The organism is Symbioplanes lichenis, assembly GCF_030709675.1.
GTDB lineage: Bacteria > Actinomycetota > Actinomycetes > Mycobacteriales > Micromonosporaceae > Actinoplanes > Actinoplanes lichenis.
The window spans coordinates 625,896-650,727 of record NZ_JAUZQD010000003.1 but is presented as its reverse complement, the minus strand read 5'-3'; the positions used below and the strand labels follow the sequence as shown (position 1 = coordinate 650,727).

The 24,832-nt window shown below is 71.7% G+C and carries 21 protein-coding genes; 13 read left to right on the top strand and 8 right to left on the bottom strand.

The features are described from left to right. Positions 1 to 44: 44 nt before the first annotated feature. Positions 45 to 1,184 (bottom strand): sporangiospore maturation cell wall hydrolase GsmA, encoded by a 1,140-nt coding sequence (gsmA, locus tag RAN62_RS10045; protein ID WP_305784259.1) that lies wholly within the window; start codon positions 1,182 to 1,184, stop codon positions 45 to 47. A 192-nt stretch (positions 1,185 to 1,376) separates the two neighbouring features. On the opposite strand from gsmA, the gene RAN62_RS10040 reads away from it, so the two are divergent. From RAN62_RS10040 to RAN62_RS10025, 4 genes are all read left to right on the top strand, one after another. Further along, positions 1,377 to 2,318, top strand: coding sequence for a phosphatase PAP2 family protein (locus RAN62_RS10040; RefSeq protein WP_305784258.1), 942 nt, complete (start codon positions 1,377 to 1,379; stop codon positions 2,316 to 2,318). Between the two features lie 15 nt (positions 2,319 to 2,333). Then, complete coding sequence (locus RAN62_RS10035) at positions 2,334 to 2,870, top strand: YflT domain-containing protein (RefSeq protein WP_305784257.1); 537 nt, start codon at positions 2,334 to 2,336, stop codon at positions 2,868 to 2,870. A gap of 76 nt (positions 2,871 to 2,946) precedes the next feature. Next, positions 2,947 to 4,134, top strand: coding sequence for a hypothetical protein (locus tag RAN62_RS10030; protein WP_305784256.1), 1,188 nt, complete (start codon positions 2,947 to 2,949; stop codon positions 4,132 to 4,134). A gap of 1 nt (position 4,135) precedes the next feature. Next, positions 4,136 to 4,645: a hypothetical protein gene (locus RAN62_RS10025; protein ID WP_305784255.1), complete on the top strand. Its 510-nt coding sequence runs from the start codon at positions 4,136 to 4,138 to the stop codon at positions 4,643 to 4,645. Between the two features lie 117 nt (positions 4,646 to 4,762). On the opposite strand, the gene RAN62_RS10020 is transcribed toward RAN62_RS10025, so the two are convergent. Both RAN62_RS10020 and ppgK read right to left on the bottom strand, forming a co-directional pair. Beyond that, positions 4,763 to 5,224 carry a PPOX class F420-dependent oxidoreductase gene (locus RAN62_RS10020; RefSeq protein WP_305784254.1) on the bottom strand — a complete coding sequence of 154 codons (462 nt, stop codon included), beginning with the start codon at positions 5,222 to 5,224 and terminating at the stop codon, positions 4,763 to 4,765. Next, positions 5,224 to 6,003 (bottom strand): polyphosphate--glucose phosphotransferase, encoded by a 780-nt coding sequence (gene ppgK / locus RAN62_RS10015; protein ID WP_305784253.1) that lies wholly within the window; start codon positions 6,001 to 6,003, stop codon positions 5,224 to 5,226. The genes RAN62_RS10020 and ppgK overlap by 1 nt, the downstream gene beginning before the upstream one ends. A 224-nt stretch (positions 6,004 to 6,227) precedes the next feature. On the opposite strand from ppgK, the gene RAN62_RS10010 reads away from it, so the two are divergent. Next, entirely contained in the window at positions 6,228 to 6,974 is a 747-nt protein-coding gene (locus tag RAN62_RS10010) for an RNA polymerase sigma factor SigF (protein WP_305784252.1), read from the top strand. 12 nt (positions 6,975 to 6,986) lie between these two features. Here the strand turns inward: RAN62_RS10010 and RAN62_RS10005 are convergent, their stop codons facing one another. After that, complete coding sequence (locus RAN62_RS10005; protein WP_305784251.1) at positions 6,987 to 7,610, bottom strand: hypothetical protein; 624 nt, start codon at positions 7,608 to 7,610, stop codon at positions 6,987 to 6,989. A gap of 92 nt (positions 7,611 to 7,702) precedes the next feature. On the opposite strand from RAN62_RS10005, the gene RAN62_RS10000 reads away from it, so the two are divergent. The 5 genes from RAN62_RS10000 (at position 7,703) to glgB (ending at position 16,169) form a co-directional block, all read left to right on the top strand. Beyond that, a complete protein-coding gene (locus tag RAN62_RS10000; RefSeq protein WP_305784250.1) occupies positions 7,703 to 8,518 on the top strand; it encodes a spermidine synthase in 816 nt (271 codons plus the stop codon). Between the two features lie 137 nt (positions 8,519 to 8,655). After that, positions 8,656 to 10,623: an alpha-1,4-glucan--maltose-1-phosphate maltosyltransferase gene (locus RAN62_RS09995; protein ID WP_305784249.1), complete on the top strand. Its 1,968-nt coding sequence runs from the start codon at positions 8,656 to 8,658 to the stop codon at positions 10,621 to 10,623. A gap of 282 nt (positions 10,624 to 10,905) precedes the next feature. Beyond that, positions 10,906 to 12,681 (top strand): maltose alpha-D-glucosyltransferase, encoded by a 1,776-nt coding sequence (treS, locus tag RAN62_RS09990; RefSeq protein WP_305784248.1) that lies wholly within the window; start codon positions 10,906 to 10,908, stop codon positions 12,679 to 12,681. Continuing rightward, complete coding sequence (locus tag RAN62_RS09985; protein ID WP_305784247.1) at positions 12,678 to 13,988, top strand: maltokinase N-terminal cap-like domain-containing protein; 1,311 nt, start codon at positions 12,678 to 12,680, stop codon at positions 13,986 to 13,988. The genes treS and RAN62_RS09985 overlap by 4 nt, the downstream gene beginning before the upstream one ends. 21 nt (positions 13,989 to 14,009) lie before the next feature. Next, entirely contained in the window at positions 14,010 to 16,169 is a 2,160-nt protein-coding gene (gene glgB / locus RAN62_RS09980; RefSeq protein ID WP_305784246.1) for a 1,4-alpha-glucan branching protein GlgB, read from the top strand. Positions 16,170 to 16,234: 65 nt separating this feature from the next. Here the strand turns inward: glgB and RAN62_RS09975 are convergent, their stop codons facing one another. Continuing rightward, positions 16,235 to 16,747, bottom strand: a complete 513-nt coding sequence (locus tag RAN62_RS09975; protein WP_305784245.1) for a DUF4240 domain-containing protein — start codon at positions 16,745 to 16,747, stop codon at positions 16,235 to 16,237. Positions 16,748 to 16,894: 147 nt separating this feature from the next. On the opposite strand from RAN62_RS09975, the gene RAN62_RS09970 reads away from it, so the two are divergent. Beyond that, positions 16,895 to 17,311 carry a VOC family protein gene (locus RAN62_RS09970; RefSeq protein WP_305784244.1) on the top strand — a complete coding sequence of 139 codons (417 nt, stop codon included), beginning with the start codon at positions 16,895 to 16,897 and terminating at the stop codon, positions 17,309 to 17,311. 76 nt (positions 17,312 to 17,387) lie between these two features. Here RAN62_RS09970 and RAN62_RS09965 read toward each other — a convergent pair whose 3' ends face one another. Continuing rightward, the gene (locus RAN62_RS09965; RefSeq protein ID WP_305784243.1) at positions 17,388 to 17,927 is read right to left on the bottom strand and encodes a GNAT family N-acetyltransferase; all 540 of its coding nucleotides are present in this window, start codon (positions 17,925 to 17,927) and stop codon (positions 17,388 to 17,390) included. Between the two features lie 124 nt (positions 17,928 to 18,051). Then, positions 18,052 to 18,774: a PP2C family protein-serine/threonine phosphatase gene (locus RAN62_RS09960; protein WP_305784242.1), complete on the bottom strand. Its 723-nt coding sequence runs from the start codon at positions 18,772 to 18,774 to the stop codon at positions 18,052 to 18,054. Positions 18,775 to 18,838: 64 nt separating this feature from the next. On the opposite strand from RAN62_RS09960, the gene RAN62_RS09955 reads away from it, so the two are divergent. Together RAN62_RS09955 and RAN62_RS09950 are read left to right on the top strand one after the other, a co-directional pair. Next, a complete protein-coding gene (locus RAN62_RS09955) occupies positions 18,839 to 19,855 on the top strand; it encodes a helix-turn-helix transcriptional regulator (RefSeq protein ID WP_305784241.1) in 1,017 nt (338 codons plus the stop codon). Positions 19,856 to 19,983: 128 nt separating this feature from the next. Continuing rightward, positions 19,984 to 22,530, top strand: a complete 2,547-nt coding sequence (locus RAN62_RS09950) for a Tex family protein (protein WP_305784240.1) — start codon at positions 19,984 to 19,986, stop codon at positions 22,528 to 22,530. Between the two features lie 464 nt (positions 22,531 to 22,994). On the opposite strand, the gene RAN62_RS09945 is transcribed toward RAN62_RS09950, so the two are convergent. Continuing rightward, on the bottom strand, positions 22,995 to 24,743 hold the full coding sequence (locus tag RAN62_RS09945) for a serine/threonine-protein kinase (RefSeq protein ID WP_305784239.1): 1,749 nt from the start codon (positions 24,741 to 24,743) through the stop codon (positions 22,995 to 22,997). Positions 24,744 to 24,832: the final 89 nt, after the last annotated feature.

Sequence of the window (24,832 nt, the reverse complement as noted above, 5' to 3'; positions counted from 1 at the left end):
GCAAAAAGCCCCCATCAGCGGCTGATGGGGGCTTTCGCGGAGACTTACTTCCAGGTGTCGTACTGGTAGAGGTTCCAGGAGGCCATCAGGCCCGTGACCTTGGTGTAGTAGTTCGGGTCGGTGGCGTAGCCGGCCTTCCAGACGTTCCAGATGAACTTGTTCGCGTCCTTGGTGTACTTGAACGCCGGCGCGTACCGCGGGTTGACCCGCAGGAAGCTGCCGTGGTCGCGGAACGAGTGGGCCATCGTCTCGTACGTGCGGAAGGCGTCCGCCATGGCGAAGCAGTTGCCGGCCTTGGTGCACTCGGTGGTGTTGTAGACGTGGCAGCCGTTGGCCAGCTTGCCGTACGAGGTGCCCTGGCACTTGATGCCGAAGTAGTTCTTGTCGGCGGTCGAGAGCCCGCTGCGGCCCCAGCCCGACTCGAGGATGGCCTGGGCGATCGTCACCGAGGCGGGCACGCCGTACTCGCGCCAGCCGCGCTGGGCGCCGGGCACCGCGGCCTTGATGAACTGCTCGGGCGTCAGGGTGACCGCGGGCGCGGTGGGCACCGAGGCGCCGGGGCAGGGCTTGAGGGTGCCGGAGTACATGTACGCGTGCGAGATGTACGTGCCGACCGACGTCTTGTCCCACTGGGCCGTGGTGCGGACGGAACCGGCGACCGACACGCCGGTGACCGCGCAGACGAGGTTGATCTTCCGGCCGGTGTTCACCGACGCCTTGATCTGGCCCTGGGTGGACGGCGCCGAGCGCAGGTTGACCTTGCCGTCGAAGCTCTTCACCGTGCCGACCACGAAGCGGCGGGCGGCCTGCGCCTTGACCTTCTGCGGCACGGCGGCGGCCGAGGGGACCGCGCAGACGGGGATCGTGCGGGTGGTGGACACGTACGCGTGGGAGATGTAGCGGCCCGTGGCCAGCCGGTCCCAGGCGGTGGTGGTGCGCACCGAGCCGCGGACCTTCTGCCCCTCGACCTGGCAGAGCACGGTGACCTTGCGGCCGCCGCGCAGGCTGTCCACCGCCTTCGCGTCGAGCGAGGGCGCGTTGCGGATCTGGAGCGTGCTGCTGACCTCGACAGTCGCGGTCACCCCGGCGGCGGCGTTCGCCGCCTGCGGTGCCACGGCCAGCCCGGCGCCGAGCGCGGCGACGAGCAGCGGCCCGGTCAAGATCCGTCGGGCGAAGTAGGACATGTAGGAATCCCCCTGGTTGCGGCGTCGGCATCCGTGCTTCGGCTCACCACGAAGGTCGGATCCGGCCGTTGCCGCCCCGGGGAGCGCCAGGGTGCAGTCAGGTTGTGCCCACTACGATCTGCAGGCTTGAAAATCACGCGGTCTGGGCAAAGCTGTGCCCGCCGACGAGACGACGCAGGAGGAACGGGCCCGATGACGGCTGTGGCAGAGCGCCCCGAGACCGCCCCCACCGCCCCGCGCGGCGGCCGCGGCGTCACCCATGTCCTGGTCCACGCCTTCATCGCCCTGGTGTCGGCCGCGGGCGTGGCCGCCGTCTACTGGATCTGCGTGCGCCACCCGCTCGGGCAGGTCGTCGACAGCATGGTCATGAACGGCGCCGACCTCGACCACCCGCGGGTGGTCTCGGTGCTGCGCCGGGCCCTCAACGGCACCACCCTGGTCAGCCTCGTCGCGGTCTGCCTGGCCGCCGCCACCATCGGGATCATGCGCCGCCGCAAGGACCTGGCCGCCGCCGCGGCGCTGCTGGTCCTCGGGGCCAACGCCACCAGCCAGCTGCTCAAGAGCCGGCTCACCCGGCCCGACCTCGACGGCTTCGACATGCCGAACTCGTTCCCCAGCGGCCACACCACCGCGGCCGCCTCCGTGGCGTTCGCGCTGATCCTGGTGCTGCCGTTCGCGATCCGCGGCACCGTGGCCCTGGCCGGCGCCGCGTACGTGCTGATCATCGCCGTCGCCACGATCTGGGCCGGCTGGCACCGCCCGAGCGACACCATCGCCGCCCTGCTGGTCGTCCTGGCCTGGGGCGCCCTCGCCTCGGCGCTGGTCCGCGCGGGCCGCGTGCGCATCACCGGCGTCAAGGCCCGCCCCAACCGCTACGTGATGCTGCTCTTCGCCGTCGCCGGCGGGATCAGCGGCGTGCTCGCCCTGCTCGGCCTGGGCGCGATCGCCTCCGCCGACCGGGTGGGCCGCATCGTCGACTACTCGGGCCGCTTCGCCTTCCTCGCCGGTGCCTTCGCGGTGGCGGCGGCGGTCGCCGTCACCTTCACCGTCTGGGTCCGCCTCGCGGCGGGCGACCGATCGACCTCCCCGGACGGCGAGCCGATCCCGGCCTCCGCCCACTCCGGGGGACTCTGAAAACCGGAGGCAGCCATGACCAACCCCGAATCCGCGGTCCCGCCCGGCCCGGCCGGCGTTCCCGCCACCCCGCCCGCCACCACCGACGTCTTCCCGGCGGCGACGGTCGCGGTGGGCACCTATCCCGACTACGCCACCGCCCAGCAGGCCGTCGACCACCTGTCGGACAACAAGTTCCCGGTCGAGCGCAGCGCCATCATCGGCACCGACCTGCGCCTGGTCGAGAACGTCCTGGGCCGCTTCACCACCGGCCGCGCGGCCCTCGCCGGCGCGGCCAGCGGCGCATGGTTCGGCCTGTTCATCGGGCTCTTCTTCGGCCTCTTCAGCGACTCCAACTGGACCGGCGTCATCCTCCTGGGCCTGGCCATCGGCGCCGTCTGGGGCGCGGTCTTCGGCGCGATCGCCCAGGCCATGACCGGGGGCCGCCGCGACTTCACGTCGCGCAGCTCGCTGCAGGCCTCCCAGTACGCCGTCGTGGTCGACGCCGAGGTCGCCGACCAGGCCCGGTCGCTGCTCACCAGCATCAACTGGCGGGCCAGCGGCGCGTCCTGAGCCGCCCGGCGCGACGGTGTTGCGCCGGCCGCGATCGATCTGATGAGCTGGACCGGTCCGGCCCGGGGAGGCCAGCATGCAGCTCATCGAGATCGATGTCCGCGAGTTCCTGGCCCGCACCGTCGCTGCCGCCGAGCGCTGCGACTTCGCCGCGGTCTGCATCGTGGTCGCCCGCAGCGCCGACCGGCCCGACCTGCTCGGCGCCGTCACGGACACCTGGACGAGCCTGCACAGCGTCACGGACAAGCTGATCGCGATCGCCTGTCCCATGCCGGGTCGCGAGCCGGACGTCCCCGGCAGCTTCGAGCAGTGGGTGTCGCCACGCACCCACGGTGAGGCCCTCGGCGTCCGCGGGTTCACGGTGGAGCACGGGCGTGCGGCGTTCCCCGCTTGGCAACAGGCGTTCTGGGACGGCGGCGGACCTCTGGCCGCGGAGTACAGAACGGTCCCTCCCGGCCGGATCGCCGATTCGCCGCCGCCGGAGGACAAGGTCCGCCGGGGCGGGACCAATGCCGTCGAACAGCTCAAGCGCCTGCTCGGGCTGCCCGAGGAGGCAGTACCATGCATCGTCGTCCTCTCGATGTGGGAACACCGCCTGGTCGTCGTTCCCGTCGCGGGTGCAGCTGATCCGTACGGCTTCTTCAAGAGGCTGGTCACGGCCCTCGGTGATCGGGTCGACACCGTGTCGGAGTTGCGGTCGGAGCTCCGGGCGCTGGAGGACGGAGCGGCCCGGGCAGCCGATCGGCACAAAGACGCCGAACTCGCCCTTCGCGAGGCTCGGGGCCGGGTGCGACATTGGCGGAACAGGGTCGCCTTTTTCATGTCGGAGGTCCGGGCTGCCGGCGTCGACGACCCGGGCCTCGAGGAGGCGTTGTACGAGGCTTGGCGCGCGCCGGACGCAGCGCTCGAGCGGCTCAAAAACTTGCGCGGCAGACTGCCGGGCGAGCGGTTCCTCGTCCGGCTGGACAGCATGCGCCGTCAGATCAGAGCGGGCCTCAACGGGCTGGTCGACAGCATGAGGCTTGTGGCGGAGGCGGAGCCCCATTCCGCCGCCGAGTGGGCAGGCCGCCGGATCGAGTGCCTGGCCCGGTACGACCGGGCGAAGCAGTCCCTCGCTCTGACCGGCGCGCTGGCCGCGGCGGTGGGCCCTGGTGAGCTGCGGCGGATCAGGCGCGGCGCCGCACATCCGCCCCCGGGCTGGACGGCCGAGGTGCTCGCCCCGCCCGCCGGACCCACGATCCCGACCACGAGGACGAGGAACTGACGTGCCGGACGACACCGACATCGGGCAGGCCTACCTCGACCTCGTCGCCGACCAGCTGACCCACGAGCGCGCCGTCCGGACGTCACTCGAGCAGCGGGCCATGTCGGTGGTGACGACGTCCGGGGCGCTCGTCACCCTGCTGCTCGCCTTCGCCAACCTGCGGGCCCGCGGCCAGGGGTATGTGACGCCCGGTGCGGTCGTGATTCTTCTCCTGACGGCGGTGATTCTCCTGGTGACCGCCGTGCTCGCGGCTCTGAGCGTCAACCGGCCGGTGGCGCAGGACCAGATCGGTGATGCCGAGCTCCTCGGCCTGACCCGGCGGGACTGGGCCCTGGCCGCCTATACCGACGTGCTGCGCGAAGTCACCCTGGCCCGCTGTGACTTGCTCAGCTCCGCCCGGAAGGCGAACGCGCGCCGGAGCCGGGCGCTACGCGCAGCAGTGCGGAGTGAGGCGCTGGCCGTGCTGATGACGGCGGCCGCGGTCTTCGTCGTGCTGACCTCTGGCGGGTGACCACCCGGGACAGCCCGGCGGCTGCGATCCGGGGCGGGACCACGCAGTGAGCCGGGCGGCCGCCACGGTCGGACCGGGGCTGCTTGTGGGCGGCCCCGGTGACGCGTAATCAAATCTTCAGGCGAGACGCGCCGGAAAGCCGCCGGTCGCGATCGGGCCCCAGGTGTCGATCGTCACGCGGATCAGGCTCTTGCCCTGGTCGCGCATGGCCTGGCGGTACTCGTCCCAGTCGGGGTGCTCGCCGGAGATCACCCGGAAGTACTCGACCAGCGGCTCGACCGAGTCGGGCAGGTCGATGACCTCGGCCGTGCCGTCCACCTGGACCCACGCCCCGCCGAAGTCGTCCGACAGGACGCAGACGCTGACCTGTGGGTTGCGGCGGATGTTGAGGGCCTTGGCCCGCTCGGGGTACGTCGAGATCACGATGCGGCCCTCGGTGTCGACGCCGCACGTGTTGGGCGACGCCTGGGGGCGGCCGTCGCGGCGCGTGGTCATGAGGATCGCGTGGTGGCGCGGACGGATGAACTCCAGCAGCTCCTCGCGGCTGACCCGGGTGTTCGTGGCAACAGTGCGTGGCATCAGTTTCCCTGGGATGAGGCGTCGACCTGGATGGCGCCGGGGTGGCCGTGGGCCTGCTCGGCGGTGACGGCGGCGCCGACGATGCCGGCGTTGTTGAGCAGCGTGGCCGTGACGATCGGGGTGCGGACCTCGACGTGCGGGCGCCACTTCTCGGCCTTCTTGCTGACGCCGCCGCCGACGATGAACAGCCGCGGCGAGAGCAGCATCTCGACGTGCCGCAGGTAGTCCTGCACGCGGCCGGCCCATTTCTCCCAGCCGAGGTCCTCCTGCTCGCGGGCGCGGTCGGAGGCGCGGTGCTCGGCGTCCTTGCCGTCCAGCTCGAGATGGCCGAACTCGGTGTTGGGGATCAGCTCGCCGTCGAGGAACAGCGCGCTGCCGATGCCCGTGCCGAAGGTCAGCATCATGACGAGACCCTTGGTGTCGTGCCCGCCGAACGCGATCTCGGCGACCCCGGCCGCGTCGGCGTCGTTGAGCACCGACACCGGCTTGCCCAGGCGCTCGGTGAAGAGCCGCGCGGCGGGGGCCTCGAGCCAGGACTTGTCGACGTTCGCGGCCGTGCGGGTCACGCCGTCGACCACGACGCCGGGGAAGGTCACGCCGACGCGGTCGAACCCGTCGAACTGCGCGGCCACCTCGGCGACCGCTTCGACCACGCTGCTGACGTCGGACGGCTGGGGGGTGGGCACCCGCACGCGCTCGGCGAGCAGCTCGCCCCGCGCGGTGTCCACCGGCGCGCCTTTCACGCCGGACCCGCCGATGTCGATGCCGAGGATGGCCATTCCAGAACTCCGTCTCCGGTGTGTTTCCGCTCTGTGTACCCAAGCACACCGGTTCATGAATCCCTCCCGACGGGGGATCGAGCGGGCGATCTGGGTGATATGCCCGCTGTTGCGGTAGCGTACTCATCCTTTCGGCTGGTCACGGCTCCGCCGAGCGGTTAGCGTGAGAGGGAGTTCCGCCGCGTGCGGGCACGGCTCTCTGCCCGCTGATGGAGGACCACGCCATGCCCGCTCTCGCCGCTGATCTCCTGGTCACCCTGGCCGCCACCGCCCCGGACGACCGCAGCCGGCCCGCCCTGCGCGACCGCGCCATCGAGGCCTGGCTGCCGCTGGCCCGCCACCTCGCCCACCGCTACTCCGGCCGCGGCGAGCCCACCGACGACCTCGTCCAGACCGCCACCGTCGGCCTCATCAAGGCCGTCGACAAGTTCGACCCTTCACGCGGCGTCGACTTCGCCGGCTACGCGATCCCGACCATCATCGGCGAGATCAAGCGCCACTTCCGCGACCGCACCTGGTCGGTCCGCGTGCCCCGCCGCCTGCAGGAGCTGCGCCTATCGATCACCGAGGCCAACAGCACCCTCACGCACACCCTGGGCCGCTCCCCCACCGTCGCGGACATCGCGCACCACCTGGGCGTCACCGAGGAGGACGTGCTGGAGGGCCTGGAGGGCGCCCGCGCCTACAACGCCACCAGCCTCTCCACCCCGATCAGCGCCGACGGCACCACCGAGCTCGGCGACACCCTCGGCGGCGAGGACAGCGAGTTCGAGCTGGCCGAGACCCGCGTGGCCCTCGGCCCCGCCCTGGCCACCCTCGACGAGCGCGAGCAGAAGATCCTGACGCTGCGCTTCTACGGCAACCTCACCCAGTCGCAGATCGCCGACCAGATCGGCATCAGCCAGATGCACGTCAGCCGCCTGCTGAGCCGGGCTTTGACGAAGCTGCGCGGTCAGTTGACCTCGTTCTGATCGTTCCCGGCCTCAGGCGCTGACGGCGCCCGGGAGCAGGTAGAGCAGGTCGTCGCGGTGCAGCCCGGCGACCGAGTCGAGCAGGTCCGGGTGACGAAGCAGCATGGCCGCGGCGCTCTCCCGGGGGTCCGGAGCGGTCAGCCGCCGGAACTCGGCCGGCAGATCGGTGACCCGCCGCCGGGGCCGGGGCCGCGCCGCGCCACTGCCATCCTGCGCGAGCGGGCCGCGGGCGGTCTCCGGGGCGGGGCCGGGCTCCGGGGCGAGCGGGATCGCGGCGGCGACGGCGTCCACGGCGCGGGTGGCCAGGAGCGGGTCGGCGAGCAGGCAGGCGGCCCAGCTGACGACGACCTCGTCGACCCAGGTGCGCCAGCCCTCGTCCTCGGCCATCTCGTCGTCGGGCTCGCTGCCCATGCGCCAGTCGAGGGTCGCCGAGCCGCCCGGGCCGGCCATGGCGACCAGCTCGGCGTCGACGGGCGTCGGATAGCGCAGCCACGCGGCCACCGTGACGGCCTGGCGTGCCTGGAGCTCGTTGAGGGTGCCGGCGGCCTGATCGGTGCCCGTCGCCGGGTAGGCGCGGACGAGCCAGTGCGTGCTGGCGGCGATGACCGGCGACAGTGCGGTGGACGGACCGGCCATGTGTTCCCCCGTGAGCTCGGCGCACGCCCCTGTCGGGGTGCGTCGCGCTACCACTCGGCGGCGGCCGGGGGTGCTTGAGTAGCCTGCCCCGGATGGCAACACGCGGCAACCGACGGGCAACTGTCTTCGCGCGGGTCGCCTCGGGGACCGCGACGCTCGAGCCCGACCCGGCGCGGCCCCGGGGCTGGACCGTGGCGGTGGACGGCGTGCCCCAGAGCTTCGTCGACCTGGACGATCCCACCTTCCTGGCGTTCGAGTACGTGCGGCGGTGCGCGGCCGTGGTGCGCCTCTGCGCGCCGCCGGGCGTACCGCTGGAGGTCCTGCATCTGGGTGGCGGCGGGCTGACGCTGCCGCGGTGGATCGCCGCGACGCGGCCCGGGTCGGCGCAGACGGTGGTGGAGCTCGACCCGCTGCTGCTGGCCGTGGTCGCGAAGCACCTGCCGTGGCCGGAGGAGATCCGCACCGAGGTCGGCGACGCACGCCTCTTCGTCGACGCGGCCCCGGCGGCCGGCGCCGACGTGATCGTGGCGGACGTCTTCCAGGGCGCGGCGATGCCGGCGAGCGTGGCCGCCACCGCCTTCGCCCGGTCGGCGGCGCGGGTGCTGCGCCCCGGCGGCGTCCTGATCATGAATCTGACCGACGTGCCGCCGCTGTCGTACTCCCGGATCCAGGCGGCGACCCTGCGCGCGGCCTTCGGCGATGTCGCCCTGGTGGCGCCGCCGGGAATTCTCCGTGGCCGCAAGGCGGGCAACGTGGTGCTGGCGGCCACCGCCACTCCGGGCGGTTTGCCCGTTTCGCGGCTTGCGGCGGCGACGATGCGTGATCCGGAGCCCGCGCGGGTATGGCACGGCCCGGAATTGAATGCATTTCTCGGCGGCGCCAAGGCGCGCCTCGACGGCATCTCGTAACACGTCTCCGGTAGGTTGTCAGGCACCGGGTGCGCGGCCGTTTGCGGTTCCTCCATTGCGGAGAAACTAGCGACGACGGCTGCTGCTTTTTGCCCGACGCCGAGCCTGCCCCCGCTCCTCTGACTACGGTGAGGATCATGACCGGTCGCTTTCCCATCGAAGACGTGACACCGTCCGTGTCCTGCGGCCGCTACCCCGCGAAGGCGGTGGTCGGCGAACTCGTGCCGATCTCGGCGGTGTCCTATCGGGAAGGCCACCACGCCCTCGGCGTGAACGTGGTATGGCAGGGCCCGAACGGCGAGTCCGAGCCCTTCACCCGCCTCGAGCCGGGTGAGCCCGGCCTCGACCAGTGGCACGCGGTGATCAAGCCCGACCGCGTCGGCCGCTGGACCTTCACCGTCGAGGCCTTCGACGACCCCTACCGCACGTGGCACAACGCCGTCACCAAGAAGATCGGCGCCGGCCAGGGCCTGGCCGACCTGGCCAACGACCTCGCCGAGGGCGCCGACATCCTCGACCTCGCGGCGAAGATCGTGCCGCACGCCGACGAGGAGCGGGTCCGCGCCGCCGCCGAGGCCCTGCGCGACGAGGGGCGCTCGCTCTTCAGCCGGGTCTCCGCCGCGCTGGACCTCGAGGACCTCATCTGGCAGAACCCGGTGCGCCAGCAGGTCACCACGACCCGGTCCTACTCGATCTGGGTCGACCGCCCGCGCGCGCTCTTCTCGTCGTGGTACGAGTTCTTCCCGCGTTCCGAGGGGGCCGAGATCGGCCCCGAGGCGACGCCGATCAAGCACGGCACCTTCGCCACGGCCGCGGAGCGCATCCCGGCCGTCGCGGCGATGGGCTTCGACGTGCTCTACCTGCCGCCGATCCACCCCATCGGCAAGATCAACCGCAAGGGCCGCAACAACACCCTCGTGGCCCGGCCCGAGGACGTCGGCTCCCCGTGGGCGATCGGCTCCGACGAGGGCGGCCACGACGCGATCCACCCGCAGCTGGGCACGCTCGACGACTTCCGGGCCTTCATCCGGACGGCGAACGAGCACGGCCTCGAGATCGCGATGGACCTCGCCCTGCAGGCCGCGCCGGACCACCCGTGGGTCAAGGAGCACCCGGAGTGGTTCACCACCCGTGCCGACGGCACCATCGCCTACGCCGAGAACCCGCCCAAGAAGTACCAGGACATCTACCCGCTGAACTGGGACAACGACCCGAAGGGCCTGCGCGAGGAGGTCCTGCGCGTGGTCCTGCACTGGGTCGAGCAGGGCGTCAAGATCTTCCGCGTCGACAACCCGCACACCAAGGCGCTGAACTTCTGGCAGTGGTGCATCGCCAAGGTCAAGGCCGTCGACCCCGACGTGCTGTTCCTGGCCGAGGCGTTCACCCGCCCCGCGATGATGAACGGGCTCGGCAAGATCGGCTTCACCCAGTCCTACACGTACTTCACCTGGCGCACGACCGCCTGGGAGATGCGGGAGTACATGGGACAGCTCAAGGCCTCGATCGACTGGATGCGCCCCAACTTCTGGCCGAACACGCCGGACATCCTGCACGAGAGCCTGCAGACCGGCGGCCCGTCGATGTTCAAGATCCGGGCGCTGCTGGCGAGCATGCTCTCGCCGTCGTGGGGCATGTACTCCGGGTACGAACTCTTCGAGCACGTCCCGCGGCCGGGCGCCGAGGAGTACATCGACAACGAGAAGTTCGAGCTCAAGCCGCGCGACTGGGCCGCCGCCGAGCGGGCCGGGCGGACACTGGCGCCCTACATCACCCGGCTCAACCAGATCCGGCGGGACAATCCGGCGCTGCAGTGGCTGCGGAACATCGAATTCCACGACATCGACAACGGCGAGCTGCTGTGCTGGTCCAAGCGGGACCCGGAAACGGGCAACACCGTCCTGGTGATCTGCACGTTCGACGCGCAGAACGTGCAGTGGGGCAACACCACGCTGGACATGCCGGCGCTGGGGATGGACTGGCACGAGCGCTTCGACGTGGTCGACCAGATCACCGGGGCGAGCTACGAGTGGGGGCAGCACAACGCCGTGCGGATCGACCCGTACGTCGAGCCGGCGCACGTGTTCGTCGTCAGCCCGCGCCGCTGACGCCCGGGTCCGTCCGCCCGGGTCGTCGCTGACCCGGGCGGCTTCCCGGCGCCTGTCCCCCGGGGTGTGAAGTGCTTCCCGGCCGCCACTGCGGCCGCGGGGATCTTTGTGGTCCCCGGATTCGCCGGTCCGACGGCGGGGATCCCAGGGGTCCCCGGAGCCGCCGGCCCGGTGGTTCCGGGGATTGCCGGGGTGGCATCGGCCGCCGGCCCGGCGGCAAGACACGTCGTGGTGGCGGCGTGTGCGATTCAGTTCCTGCGGGGTGGGGTAGGTGAACGTCTGATGGACCTGACGAGCGACCTCGACGAATCGGTCGAGTACGATCCCGCGGAGGGCAGCCACGTCGAGGACGGTGTGGTCGAGCATCCCACCGCCGACGACTTCGGCCATGCCCGGGTGCTGCCCGCGGACAAGACCTGGTTCAAGCGCGCCGTCTTCTACGAGGTGCTCGTCCGGGCCTTCTACGACTCGAGCTCCGACGGGTCCGGCGACCTGCGCGGCCTCATCGAGCGGCTCGACTACCTGCAGTGGCTGGGCGTCGACTGCCTCTGGCTGCCGCCCTTCTACGACTCGCCGCTGCGCGACGGCGGCTACGACATCCGCGACTTCTACAAGGTGCTGCCCGAGTTCGGCACCGTCGAGGACTTCGTGGCCCTGCTCGACGCCGCCCACAAGCGCGGCATCCGTGTCATCACCGACCTGGTCATGAACCACACGTCGGACTCGCACGCGTGGTTCCAGGAGTCGCGCCGCGACCCCGACGGCCCGTACGGCGATTTCTACGTATGGAGCGACACCAGCGACAAGTACTCCGACGCGCGCATCATCTTCGTCGACACCGAGGAGTCGAACTGGACGTTCGACCCCGTGCGCCGGCAGTTCTACTGGCACCGCTTCTTCAGCCACCAGCCGGACCTGAACTACGACAACCCGGCCGTGCAGGAGGCGATGCTCGACGTCCTGCGCTTCTGGCTCGACCTGGGCATCGACGGCTTCCGGCTGGACGCGGTCCCCTACCTCTTCGAGCGCGAGGGCACCAACTGCGAGAACCTGCCGGAGACGCACGCCTTCCTCAAGCACTGCCGCAAGGTCATCGACGACGAGTTCCCGGGCCGGGTGCTGCTCGCCGAGGCCAACCAGTGGCCGGCGGACGTCGTCGAGTACTTCGGCGAGGCGGAGACCGGTGGCGACGAGTGCCACATGGCGTTCCACTTCCCGCTGATGCCGCGCATCTTCATGGCGGTCCGGCGCGAGTCGCGCTTCCCCATCTCCGAGATCCTGGCCCAGACGCCGCCGATCCCGGACATGGCCCAGTGGGGCATCTTCCTGCGCAACCACGACGAGCTGACGCTCGAGATGGTCACGGACGAAGAGCGCGACTACATGTACGGCGAGTACGCCAAGGACCCGCGCATGAAGGCGAACGTCGGCATCCGGCGCCGGCTCGCCCCGCTGCTGGAGAACGACCGCAACCAGATGGAGCTCTTCACCGCGCTGCTCCTGTCGCTGCCCGGCTCGCCGGTGCTCTACTACGGCGACGAGATCGGCATGGGTGACAACATCTGGCTGGGCGACCGCGACGGCGTCCGCACGCCGATGCAGTGGACCCCGGACCGCAACGCCGGCTTCTCGACGGCCAACCCGGGCCGCCTCTACCTGCCGGCCAACCAGGACCCGATCTACGGCTTCCAGTCGGTGAACGTCGAGGCCCAGCGGGACAGCTCGACGTCGCTGCTCAACTGGACCCGCACGATGCTGGCCGTGCGGCGGCGCCACGACGCGTTCGCCGTGGGCGAGTTCCGCGAGCTCGGCGGCTCCAACCCGTCGATCCTCGCCTTCCTGCGCGAGACCGAGGACGACGTGGTGCTCTGCGTCAACAACCTCTCGCGCTTTCCCCAGCCCATCGAGCTCAACCTGCAGCACTGGAACGGGTACACGCCGGTCGAGCTGACCGGGCACGTGAACTTCCCGCGCATCGGGCAGCTGCCCTACCTGCTGACCATGCCTGGACATGGGTTCTACTGGTTCCAGCTCTGCGGGTCCGAGGAGAAGCAATGACGCTGCCCTTCGACGAATGGCTCCCCCAGCAACGCTGGTACGCGGGCCGCAGCCGGACCCTGGCCTCCGCCGCGCCCTCCTCGGTCACCCCGCTGCGGGAGGACCTGGACCTGATGCTCGTGGACGCCGCCTACACCGACGGCCACACCGAGCGCTACCAGGTGCTCGTCGCGTGGAACGACGGGCCGATCTCCGAGTACAGCGCGGTCGCCACCATCGGCACCGACGGCGACCGCACCGGGTACGACGCGATGTACGACCCGGAGGCCGTCAACTTCCTGCTCCGCCTGGTCGACTCCTCCGCGACCGCCGGCGAGGTGTCCTTCGCCAAGGAGCCGGGCGTCGACCTGCCGCTGGAGGCCGCGCCGCGGGTCTTCGACGCGGAGCAGAGCAACACCAGCGTGATCTTCGACCAGGACGCGATCCTCAAGATCTTCCGCCGGGTCGACGTCGGCATCAACCCGGACATCGAGCTCAACCGGGTCCTCGGCCGGGCCGGCAACGCGCACGTCGCCCGTCTGCTCGGCGCCTTCGAGGTGAGCACCCCGGACGGGCCGTGCCCGCTCGGCATGGTGACCGCCTACGCGGCGAACTCCGCCGAGGGCTGGGCCATGGCCACCGCCAGCGCACGGGACCTCTTCGCCGACGCCGAGTTCGCCGCCGACGAGGTGGGCGGCGACTTCGCCGGCGAATCCTACCGCCTCGGCGAGGCCGTCGCCACCGTGCACAAGACGCTCGCCGAGGAGCTGGGCACCGGTCCGGCGCCCTTCCCGGCCGACACGCTGATCGCCCGGCTCGAGTCGGCCGCCGAGGCCGTCCCCGAGCTGCGCGAGCACGTCGCCGTGATCGAGGAGCGCTTCCGCAAGCTCGGCGGCGAGCCCGTCACCGTCCAGCGGGTGCACGGCGACCTGCACCTCGGCCAGGTGCTGCGCACCCCCGAGGCGTGGCTGCTCATCGACTTCGAGGGCGAGCCCGGCCAGCCGCTGGAGGACCGGCGCCGCCCCGACTCGCCGCTGCGCGACGTCGCCGGCGTGCTGCGCAGCTATGAGTACGCCGCCTATCAGCTGCTGGTCGACCAGGCCGAGGACGAGCACCTGGCCGCCCGGGCCCGCGAGTGGGTGGACCGCAACCGGACCTCCTTCTGCGACGGCTACGCGGCGGCCGCCGGGACGGATCCGCGGGAGCAGGGCGCGCTGCTGGCGGCGTACGAGCTGGACAAGGCGGTCTACGAGGCCGCGTACGAAGCCCGGCACCGGCCCGGTTGGCTGCGCATCCCGTTGCGCTCCATCACCCGGCTCGTCGGCTGACACCCCCGGAGGAAATAACCGATGATCGGACAGACTTCGTCCACCCCCTCCCTGGCCGGGGACCAGCGTCAGCTGAGCGCCGTGGTCTCGGGCGACACCCACGACCCGCACGCCGTGCTGGGCGCGCACCCGTCGGGCGGTCACACCGTGATCCGCACGATGCGCAAGGGCGCCAAGACCGTGGCGGTCGTCGCCGGGGACGAGCGCTTCGAGATGACCGAGGTGCACCCCGACGGCGTCTTCGCCGCGGAGCTGCCCGGCACCGTCCTCGACTATCGGATCGAGGCCGACGGGACGCTGTGCGACGACCCGTACCGGCACCTGCCGACCCTCGGCGAGCTGGACCTGCACCTCATCGGTGAGGGCCGCCACGAGAAGCTGTGGACCGTCCTCGGCGCCCACCCGCGCGGCACCGGCACCGCCTTCGCCGTGTGGGCCCCGGCGGCCCGCGGCGTCCAGGTCATCGGCGACTTCACCGGCTGGGGCCCCTTCGACGGCTGGCCGATGCGCTCGCTCGGCAGCACCGGCGTCTGGGAGATCTACGTCCCCGGGGTCGAGGCCGGCGCCAAGTACAAGTTCAAGATCCTCGGCCGCGACGGCCACTGGCGCGAGAAGGCCGACCCGCTCGCCCAGCACACCGAGGTCCCGCCGGCCACGGCGTCGGTCGTCTACGAGTCGTCCTACGAGTGGCAGGACGGCGACTGGCTGACCGAGCGCGCCGGCCGCGCGTGGCACCAGGAGCCCATGAGCGCGTACGAGGTGCACCTCGGCTCGTGGCGGCCCGGCCTGTCCTACACCGAGCTGGCCGAGCAGCTGGTCGCCTACGTCAAGGAGACCGGCTTCACGCACGTCGAGCTGATGCCCGTCATGGAGCACCCCTTCGGCGGCTCGTGGGGCTACCAGGTCACCGGCTACTACGCGCCGACGTCGCGCTTCGGCAGCCCGGACGAGTTCCGATACCTGGTGGACAAGCTGCACCAGGCCGGGATCGGCGTGATCCTCGACTGGGTGCCGGCCCACTTCCCGAAGGACGAGTGGGCGCTGGCCCGCTTCGACGGCACCCCGCTCTACGAGCACGGCGACTGGCGGCGCGGCGAGCAGCCCGACTGGGGCACCTACGTCTTCGACTTCGGCCGCAAGGAGGTCCGCAACTTCCTGGTGGCCAACGCGCTCTACTGGTGCGAGGAGTTCCACGCCGACGGCCTGCGGGTCGACGCCGTGGCTTCGATGCTCTACCTGGACTACTCGCGCAAGGACGGCGAGTGGGCCCCCAACCAGTACGGCGGCCGGGAGAACCTCGAGGCGATCAGCTTCCTGCAGGAGATGAACGCCACGGTCTACAAGAACAACCCGGGCGTGGTCACCATCGCCGAGGAGTCGACCGCGTGGCCGGGCGTCACCCGGCCCACCCACCTCGGCGGCCTGGGCTTCGGCTTCAAGTGGAACATGGGCTGGATGAACGACACCCTCTCCTACATGGAGAAGGAGCCCATCTACCGCCAGTGGCACCACCACCAGATGACCTTCGCCACGGTCTACTCCTGGAGCGAGAACTACATCCTGCCGATCAGCCACGACGAGGTCGTGCACGGCAAGGGCTCGCTCACCGGCAAGATGCCCGGCGACCGCTGGCAGAAGCTGGCGAACACGCGGGCGCTGCTCGGCTTCATGTGGGCCTTCACCGGCAAGCAGCTGCTCTTCATGGGCGCCGAGATGGGCGACGAGCGCGAGTGGAGCGAGGAGCGGGGCCTCGACTGGGACCTGATCGCCGAGGACGCCTCGGGCCGCGGCATCCAGCGGCTCGTCACGGACCTCAACCGCGTCTACAAGGAGACGCCGGCGCTGTGGACCCAGGACACCACCCCGGCGGGCTTCCGCTGGATCACGTCGGAGGACTCTCAGCACAACACCTTCTCCTTCCTGCGCTTCGCCCCCAACGGGGACGCCTTCGCCTGCGTGGTCAACTTCGCCGCCGTGCCGCACGAGGGTTACCGCATCGGCCTCCCCCGTGAGGGCGTCTGGCGCGAGGTGGTCAACACCGACTCCGAGCTCTACGGCGGCTCGGGCGTCGGCAATCTCGGCGAGGTGCACGCCGAGGGCCTCCCGTGGCACGGGCTGAACGCCTCCGCGGCGCTGCGCGTGCCGCCGCTGGGCGCGGTGTGGCTCAAGTACGAGGGCTGACGATCTTCTTCTGACAGGGCGGGCATCCGGCATCGGGTGCCCGCCCTGATGTCACCCTCCGGTCCTCACCTCTCTCTCGGGAACATGGCGCTCAGCTGAGGGAGGCGCCGGGCCATGGCGGCCGCATCGGTCGCCCGCCATCCCTGCGCGGTTTCCGACGCCATCCGGCTGTGCATGGACTCGGTGAGGCGCCGGAGCACCTCCCACTCGGGCCACTCCTCGTCGTCCCACGACGCGATGGGACGGCCCATGAGCCTCCGCACCGGGGGAATCGTCGTCAGCGTGTCCGGCTCGGCCACCACCTGTTCGTAGATCTGCCGGCCCTGTCCGATGAGCCAGACGCGGAACTCGCCGAACTCGTCGTCGAGGAGGAGCCCGGCCCCGAGAATCCAGGCGGCGTCCCTGATGTCCTCGGTGCCGGCCCTGGCCACCAGCTCCTCGAACTGCCGCTGGAAAGCGACCATGTCCTCCGCCGGGCGGCCCGCGAGAGTGTCCACGAGCCAGGCCGTCCGGTCTTCCTTGCTGTCGGTCACACGGGCGCTCTCGTCGATCAGCGCCCAGAAGTCCTCGCTTCGCATGGCGGCAACCTTGGCACGCCGGCGGGGCCGGAACGCCCGTTGTCCACAGGCCCGCGACACGCGTTCGGGCGTTGTCCACAGGAGGGCTCCCGAGGAGGTCGCGACGGGTCTATGGTGCGAGGACGTCACCCACCGAAGGAGCTGGTCATGACCGTTCGCCTCAACCCGTACATCGGCTTTCCCGACGGCAACGCGCGCCAGGCCATGGAGTTCTACCAGTCGGTGTTCGGCGGCAAGCTCGACGTCAGCACCTTCGGTGAGTTCGGGGCGCCCGACGCCGCGCTCGCCGACAAGGTCATGCACGCGATGCTCGTCGCGGAGAACGGGTTCACGCTGATGGCCTCCGACCCGCCGCCCGGCATGGACGTGACGCCGGGCAGCGCCATCTCGATCAGCCTGAGCGGCGACGAGGCGGAGCAGCTGCACGGCTACTGGGACGCGCTGGCCGAGGGCGGCACGGTGAGCGTGCCGCTGGAGAAGCAGATGTGGGGCGACGAGTTCGGGGCGCTCAAGGACCGCTTCGGCGTCGAATGGATGGTCAACATCGCTGGAGCCGCCGGCTGAGCCGACGCCTTGCCGAAGCCAGCCGAGCCGGAGCCGCTCAGGTGGGCGGGACCGGCCTTGTCCGGCCGGATCCGGGTCAGCGGGGGATGAGCCACTCGTCGGCGAGGAGGCCGTAGACGAGGTCGTCGGTCCACTCGTTCTTGATCCAGGTGTGCTGGCGGCGCAGGCCCTCGCGGGTGAAGCCGACGCGCTCGAGGAGGCGGGACGAGCGGGTGTTGCGGGCGTCGCACTCGGCGGACATGCGGTGCAGGCCGAGCACCTTGAACTCGTGGTCGAGGACGGCGCGGACCGCCTCGGTGGCATAGCCGTGGCCCTGGTGCTCGGTGGCCAGGGTGTAGCCGATCTCGGCCTGCTTCAGGTTGTCGGCCAGATTGACGCCGACGTCGCCGATCAGGCTCCTGGTCTCAGCCAGCTCGACCGCCCACTGGAACCAGCCGGGCATCGTCGGGTCCGCGGCGACCATCGTCTGCACCGAGTAGCGCGCTTTGTCCAGCGAGTAGGGCGTGCTCCACGACTGGTAGCGCGCCACCTCGGGATCGTTGCGATAGGCGGCCAGCGCCACGGCGTCCTCGGTGCGGAAGCGGCGCAGCACCAGCCGCTCGGTCTCGATCACCACCCGCCGAGCCTATGCCCCGGCTACGGCACCGGCGAGCCAGCACTCCCGGGACGGGTGACCGGGCCGACCGGGGTCAGCGGCCCGAGCCTGTGCTCGACGGCCTCCGCCCCGGCCGGGCGCACTTCTAGGCTTCCTCGACGACGTCCGCCACGATGACGGTCACGTTGTCGGGGGCGCCGGCTTCGAGGGTGCGGGCGATCAGACGACCGGCGCACTCCTCGCGCTGCTCGTGCGAGCGCAACGTGTCCTCGATCACCGAGTCCTCGACGTAGTCGCTGAGGCCGTCGCTGCACAGGAGGAAGCGGTCGCCGGGCCGGATCGGGACCATGCGGCCGGCCGGGCGGAACGGGCCGCCCTGCACGGCCTGGGTGACCAGGGCGCGCTGCGGGTGGCGGCGGGCGTCGGCCGGGGTGAGGACGCCCTGGTCCACGAGCGCCTGGACGTAGGTGTCGTCCTTGGTGATCTGCTGGAGCTTGCCGTCGCGGACGAGATAACAGCGCGAGTCGCCCACGTTGAGCGCCGCCACGCGGTCGCCCGCCAGCAGCAGGGCCGTGACCGTGGTGCCCATGCCGTCGCGGGCGTCGTCGTCGGCCACGGCGGCCTCGATGCGCTCGTTGGCGGTGCCGAGGGCCGCGATGAGATCCTGGAGCGGCTCGCCGGTGTCCGGCAGCGCGTCGACGACGGAGACCGCGTTGACCAGGATGTCGCTGGCCAGCTCGCCCGCGGGCAGCCCGCCCATGCCGTCGGCGACGATCAGCAGCCGGCTGCCGACGAAGACCGAGTCCTCGTTGTTCGAGCGGACCAGACCCTGGTCCGTGGCGGCGACCGCACGTAGCACCATGCTCATGACACCAGAGTGCCAAAGGGTGCCGGGCATGTCTGTAGTACGTAGTACGTAGGGTTGGAGAGTGATGCCGGTACCGATGGTGGGTCGCGCGGACGCGCTCGACGAGCTTCGGCACGCGTGGGAGCGTGTGCGGGGCTCGGGCCGGTGCGTGCCCGCGGTGATCACGGGGCTGCCCGGCACCGGCAAGAGCACCCTCGCCGCCGCCGCGGTGCAGGTCGCGACGCCGGAGCTGACGTTGTGGGGGTCGGCCCGGCTGCACTCCCCCGCACCTTACGACTGGCTGGCCGCGGTGCTGGCGTCCACCACGCCGCGGGCGGACCTGCCCGTGCCCCCGCAGGCGCTCGCGTGGCTGGCCCAGGACCCCGATGTCCCCCGCGAGCGGTACACGCCCGATGCGCTGCTGCGGCTCGCCGTCACCACGGTGCGGGCGCTGGTGGGCGGGCTGCCGTGCGTACTCGTGGTGGAGGATCTTCACGCTCTTGATCCGGCCAGTCTGAACCTGATCGCCGAGCTGGCCGGGGCGGAGCTGCCGGCCCTGCTCGTCGTGACGTCGCGGCCGCCGGACGTGGCCGTCAACCCGGCGCTCGCCGTGCGCACGCTCGAGCGGCTCGCGGGAGCGCCCTGGTCCGTGCGGCGCCATCTGGGTGCGCTGACCGCCGGCGACGTCGGCGAGATCCTCGACCATGTGTACGCCCGGAGCGCCCCGAGCGCCGCCCTGGCCGACGCGGCGTGGCGGCACACGCGTGGCAACCCGTACCGCCTCACGGAGTTGCTCGCCGAGGCGGGCGACGCCGACGCGCTCACCGATTATCTGCGGCTGCCCGCCTCCGCGGAGCTGACGGCGCGCGAGCGGGAAGTGCTGGGCTGCCTGGCGGAGGGCATGCCGAACAAGCAGATCGCGCGGGTGCTCGGGATCTCTGTGCGTACGGTGACCGTGCACGTCTCCAATCTCCTGCGCAAGACCGGCGCGTCGTCGCGGACCGAGGTGGCCCTGTGGGCCGTGCGGCACGCGCGGCCGTCCGCGGTGCCGGTGCAGCGCCCGGCCGCCGGCGAGGACGACCGCGACAGCCTGAAGGCGTGAGCGCCGTCACCGAAAGCCGCCGGGCAGCCCCCGTGACCACGGCTTCCGTAGCCCGGACGGGGTGATCATCGCGCCCGATACGCGGGGCGCCGCGACAAGTGTCGGACCCCTCGTACACAATCGTGGCCGTGACGACAGCCATCCATCAGCGCATCGCCCAGGAGCTCGGGGTCCGCGAGGGTCAGGTGACCGCGGCCGTCGAGCTCCTCGACGGCGGCGCCACCGTGCCCTTCATCGCCCGGTACCGCAAGGAGGTCACCGGCACCCTCGACGACCAGCAGCTGCGCGCCCTGGAGGAGCGGCTCGGCTATCTGCGCGAGCTCGAGGAGCGGCGCACCGCCGTGCTCGAGTCGATCCGGTCCCAGGGCAAGCTCGACGACGCCCTGGAAGCGCAGATCATGGCCGCGGAGTCGAAGGCCCGGCTGGAGGACATCTATCTGCCCTTCAAGCCCAAGCGCCGCACCCGCGCCCAGATCGCCCGCGAGGCCGGCCTCGAGCCCCTCGCCGACCTGCTGCTCGCCGACCCGGGCAAGGACCCGCGGGCCGAGGCGGCGGCCTTCGCCGACGCCGACAAGGGCGTGGCCGACGCCGCGGCCGCCCTCGAGGGGGCCCGGGCGATCCTGATCGAGCGGTTCGCCGAGGACGCCGACCTGATCGGCGAGCTGCGGGAGCGCATGTGGACCCGGGGCCGCCTGGTGGCGAAGGTGCGCGAGGGCAAGGAGACCGACGGGGCGAAGTTCTCGGACTACTTCGACTTCGCCGAGCCCTACACCAAGCTGCCCTCGCACCGGATCCTCGCGATGTTCCGCGGGGAGAAGGAGGAGGTGCTCGACCTCACGATGGAGCCCACCGCCGACGAGGCGGACGCGCCGTCCTTCGAGGCCGCCATCGCCGGGCGCAACGGCATCACCGACCAGGGCCGCCCCGGCGACCGCTGGCTGGCCGACACCGTGCGCTGGGCGTGGCGCACGCGCATCCTGATCCACCTCGGCGCCGACCTGCGGGTCCGGCTCTGGCAGGCGGCGGAGGACGAGGCCGTCCGGGTCTTCGCGGCCAACCTGCGCGACCTGCTCCTGGCCGCGCCCGCCGGCACGCGCACGACGATGGGCCTCGACCCCGGTTTCCGTACGGGCGTCAAGGTGGCCGTGGTCGACTCCACCGGCAAGTGCGTGGCGACCTCGACGATCTACCCGCACGTCCCGCAGAACAAGTGGGACGCCTCGATCCACACCCTCGCCCAGCTCGCCCAGCAGCACAATGTCGACCTGATCGCGATCGGCAACGGCACCGCGTCCCGCGAGACCGACAAGCTGGCCGCCGACCTGATCAAGCGGCACCCCGAGCTCAACCTGACCAAGGTCATGGTGTCGGAGGCGGGCGCGTCGGTCTACTCGGCGTCGGCCTACGCGTCGCAGGAGCTGCCCGGCATGGACGTCTCCCTGCGCGGCGCGGTGTCCATCGCCCGCCGGCTGCAGGACCCCCTGGCCGAGCTGGTCAAGATCGATCCGCGCTCGATCGGCGTCGGGCAATACCAGCACGACCTGTCCGAGGTGAAGCTCTCCCGCTCCCTCGACGCCGTCGTCGAAGACTGTGTGAACGCCGTCGGCGTCGACGTCAACACCGCCTCCGCTCCCCTGCTGACCCGGGTGTCGGGCATCGGCGCCGGCCTGGCGGAGAACATCGTGCTCCACCGCGACCAAAATGGTCCCTTCAAGAACCGCTCCGAGATCAAGAAGGTCGCCCGCCTCGGCCCCAAGGCCTTCGAGCAGTGCGCCGGCTTCCTCCGCATCCCGGACGGCGACGACCCGCTCGACGCCTCCAGCGTGCACCCCGAGTCCTACCCGGTGGTCCGCACGATCCTCGCCTCGGCCGGTGCCGACCTCAGGACGGCCATGGGCAACAGCCCGCTGCTCAAGGCGATCCGCCCCGAGCAGTTCGTCACCGACACGGTCGGCCTCCCCACCGTCACCGACATCCTCAAGGAGCTGGAGAAGCCCGGCCGCGACCCGCGCCCCGCCTTCACCACCGCCACCTTCGCCGAGGGCGTCGAGAAGATCGCCGACCTCCAGCCCGGCATGGTCCTCGAGGGCGTCGTCACCAACGTGGCCGCCTTCGGCGCGTTCGTCGACATCGGCGTCCACCAGGACGGCCTGGTCCACGTGTCCGCCCTGGCCGACCGTTTCGTCAGCGACCCCCGCGAGGTCGTCAAGTCGGGCGACGTGGTCAAGGTCCGCGTGGTCGAGGTGGACCCGGTCCGCAAGCGCATCTCACTGACCATGCGCCTCAACGACGAGCCCCGCCAGGGCGGCGGGCGCGGCGGCTACGGCAGCAGCGGCCCCGGCGGCCAGCGCGACGCCCGCGGCGGCGGCGCACGTGACGCACGCGGCGGCGGCCAGGGCAGCGGCGGACGCGGCGGGCGTGACAGCGGCGGGCGGGACGGCGGCGGCCAGGGCGGCGCACGCGGTCAGGGCGGCCGGGACGGCGGCGGCGGACGCGGAGGTCAAGGCGGCGGTCGCGACGGGCGCGGCAGCGGCGGCGGTCGCGACGGTCAGCGCCAGGGCCAGGGCCAGCCCCGCCAGGGCGGCGGCCAGCAGCGCCGTGGCCAGGGCGGCGGCGCCCCGATCAACAGCGAGATGGCGGAGGCCCTCCGCCGCGCGGGCCTCACCCGCGACTGATTCCCGCCGGCATACGACCAGACACGCAGCACAACCCCACAGCAGCAGCTCAGCACGACCGATCGAAGCCCGGCACGCCGCTCGCGGGCCGGGCTTCGGCCGTTCGCGGGGACGGCAACGCCGGCGAACTCGTGCGGGATCGGAGCCAACGGCTGGGCCCACCGTCACCTGACGTCACGCCACTACGGCCAGAGCCTGGCCGAGAGCTCCGGTCGGGGAAAAGCCGGACAGCCGCCCGGAGATCAGCCTGCGCGCCGAGAACCGGAACCGGCCGTCGCCCGATCTGCGCTTCTCCACGGGGATGCGCGAGCGTCTCGGCGACGTGAACCGGACAGCGGCGAAGAGAAGGGGCACATTCGGCGAGTGCGCTATCACCAGTCCCGAATGTGGTCGGTAGGAGACGAACAAACTACCCACCAAGCGTCGCCGCCGGAGACGAGACGCACGGAAGGGTCGATTGCGGGTCAGGCGAGGTGCCAGAGGGCGATGTCGCTGAAAGCCACTTCGTACGGCCCCCGGTTCTTGGCGTAGCGCTCGGTGAAGATGCCGAGCACGACCTGACCGCCCGCGATGTCCGGGTCGGTGAGCTCGACGGTGCCGATCGTGGCGCCGTCGCGGAGCACTTCGAGGGTGGAGCCGGCGGCGGTGACGGAGATGCTGGTCGGCGGGGCGCCGATCGTGATGGGGGCGTCGTCCAGCGGGAAGGTGCGGAGGACGTCGATCCTGGGGCCCTTGTGGGTGCTGACGTAGACGTTGCGCTCGCAGAAACGTACCTGGTAGCCGCGGTTGTCCTCGAAGCGCATCCAGACGGCGGCGCAGCTGTCCTTGGTGAGGAGGCGGATGTCGACGTCGGCCTGGATGTCGTCGGGTTCGGCGTCGGCGGGGCCCCGGCAGCGGTAGACGCCGCTGGTCTCGCGGCGGACCACGAGGGCGCCGAGGTTGTCGTCGAAGGTGCAGCCGGCCTGTTCGTCCTTGTCCTGCGACTCCTGCCAGAGGCGGGGGCCGGAGAGGGCGTCGCGCAGGAATGGGTCGGTGACCGGGCTGCTGCCCGTGTAGCCGCCGGTGGGGTCGGTGCCGCTCCAGAAGGAGAGGACGACGCCGCCGACGGCGAGGAGGGACATGACGAGCAGGGCGACGGCGAGGGGCAGGACCCAGGGGCGGCGGGGGTGCGGGTCGCGGCCGAAGGGGGACGGCGGCAGGGCCGGGCCGTCGGGCAGCGGGTGGGTGACGATCGAGTCCTCGCTGTAGCCGACGAGCTCGCGCGCGGGGGCCAGGGCGGTGACCTGGCGGCCGGTGTGGTGCTCGGTCGCGGCCTGGGCCTCGGCGGCGGCGACGCGCAGGCCGGGCTGGTGGGCGAGGGCCGCGGCGGCGGGGCTGGAGCCGGAGTCCTGGGGGCCGGTGACGAGCAGGTCGAGCAGCTCGCGGGCGGTGGGCCGGTGCGCCGGGTTCTTCTCCAGCGCGTGGGCGACCAGGTCGCGCAGGGGGCCGCCGAGACCCGAGAGGTCGGGCTGGCCGGTCAGGATGCGGGCGGCGGTCGCGGGTGGGGAGCCGGCGTTGAAGGGGGTACGCCCGGTGCCCGCGAACGCCACGACCCCGCCCCACGCGAAGACGTCCGCCGCCGGGGTGAGCAGGAGCGCGTCGTCGAAGCGCTCGGGCGCCATGTAGGCGACCGTGCCCACCATCTGGTCGGCCGCCGTGTGCCCGGTGGCGCCCTCCATGGCCCGGGCGATGCCGAAGTCGATCACCTTCGGGCTGCCCGGGGCGAGCAGCACGTTGCGTGGCTTGAGGTCGCGGTGGATGATGCCGGCGCCGTGGATGGCGGTGAGGGCCGTGGCCACGCCGATCGCGACGCTGTGCAGGTTGGCGCTGGTGAGCGGGCCGCGTTCCTCGACCACGTCGGCCAGGCTGGGCCCGTCGACGTACTCGACGACGAGGTAGGGGTGCTCGTGGTCGGGGTCGGCGTCGAGGACCTCGGCGGTGCAGAAGGGCGGCACCTGGCGTACGCGCTCGACCTCGCTGCGGAACCGCCGGCGGAACTCGTCGTCGTGGGCCAGGTCGGCGCGGATCATCTTGACGGCGACCAGGGTGCCGCCGCCCGACCGGGCCAGGTAGACCGTGCCCATGCCGCCCTCGCCGAGCCGCCCGACGAGCTCGTACTGCCCCAGGCTGCGCGGGTCACGCGGGCGCAGCGGGGTGCTCCGCTCCTCCGCCATGCGCCGCTCCCACACCCCCATGGCGGCTCGCCTGCCGCCCGACCTCGCACGCCTGCGCGCACGATGCAACACCCCCGACAGGAAGGCAC

Bases quoted from the DNA above. Each gene is read 5' to 3' on its own strand.
- gsmA (WP_305784259.1), bottom strand. From the start codon at position 1,184: ATGTCCTACTTCGCCCGACGGATCTTGACCGGGCCGCTGCTCGTCGCC.
- RAN62_RS10040 (WP_305784258.1), top strand. From the start codon at position 1,377: ATGACGGCTGTGGCAGAGCGCCCCGAGACCGCCCCCACCGCCCCGCGC.
- RAN62_RS10035 (WP_305784257.1), top strand. From the start codon at position 2,334: ATGACCAACCCCGAATCCGCGGTCCCGCCCGGCCCGGCCGGCGTTCCC.
- RAN62_RS10030 (WP_305784256.1), top strand. From the start codon at position 2,947: ATGCAGCTCATCGAGATCGATGTCCGCGAGTTCCTGGCCCGCACCGTC.
- RAN62_RS10020 (WP_305784254.1), bottom strand. From the start codon at position 5,224: ATGCCACGCACTGTTGCCACGAACACCCGGGTCAGCCGCGAGGAGCTG.
- ppgK (WP_305784253.1), bottom strand. From the start codon at position 6,003: ATGGCCATCCTCGGCATCGACATCGGCGGGTCCGGCGTGAAAGGCGCG.
- RAN62_RS10010 (WP_305784252.1), top strand. From the start codon at position 6,228: ATGCCCGCTCTCGCCGCTGATCTCCTGGTCACCCTGGCCGCCACCGCC.
- RAN62_RS10005 (WP_305784251.1), bottom strand. From the start codon at position 7,610: ATGGCCGGTCCGTCCACCGCACTGTCGCCGGTCATCGCCGCCAGCACG.
- RAN62_RS10000 (WP_305784250.1), top strand. From the start codon at position 7,703: ATGGCAACACGCGGCAACCGACGGGCAACTGTCTTCGCGCGGGTCGCC.
- RAN62_RS09995 (WP_305784249.1), top strand. From the start codon at position 8,656: ATGACCGGTCGCTTTCCCATCGAAGACGTGACACCGTCCGTGTCCTGC.
- treS (WP_305784248.1), top strand. From the start codon at position 10,906: ATGGACCTGACGAGCGACCTCGACGAATCGGTCGAGTACGATCCCGCG.
- RAN62_RS09985 (WP_305784247.1), top strand. From the start codon at position 12,678: ATGACGCTGCCCTTCGACGAATGGCTCCCCCAGCAACGCTGGTACGCG.
- glgB (WP_305784246.1), top strand. From the start codon at position 14,010: ATGATCGGACAGACTTCGTCCACCCCCTCCCTGGCCGGGGACCAGCGT.
- RAN62_RS09975 (WP_305784245.1), bottom strand. From the start codon at position 16,747: ATGCGAAGCGAGGACTTCTGGGCGCTGATCGACGAGAGCGCCCGTGTG.
- RAN62_RS09970 (WP_305784244.1), top strand. From the start codon at position 16,895: ATGACCGTTCGCCTCAACCCGTACATCGGCTTTCCCGACGGCAACGCG.
- RAN62_RS09960 (WP_305784242.1), bottom strand. From the start codon at position 18,774: ATGAGCATGGTGCTACGTGCGGTCGCCGCCACGGACCAGGGTCTGGTC.
- RAN62_RS09955 (WP_305784241.1), top strand. From the start codon at position 18,839: ATGCCGGTACCGATGGTGGGTCGCGCGGACGCGCTCGACGAGCTTCGG.
- RAN62_RS09945 (WP_305784239.1), bottom strand. From the start codon at position 24,743: ATGGCGGAGGAGCGGAGCACCCCGCTGCGCCCGCGTGACCCGCGCAGC.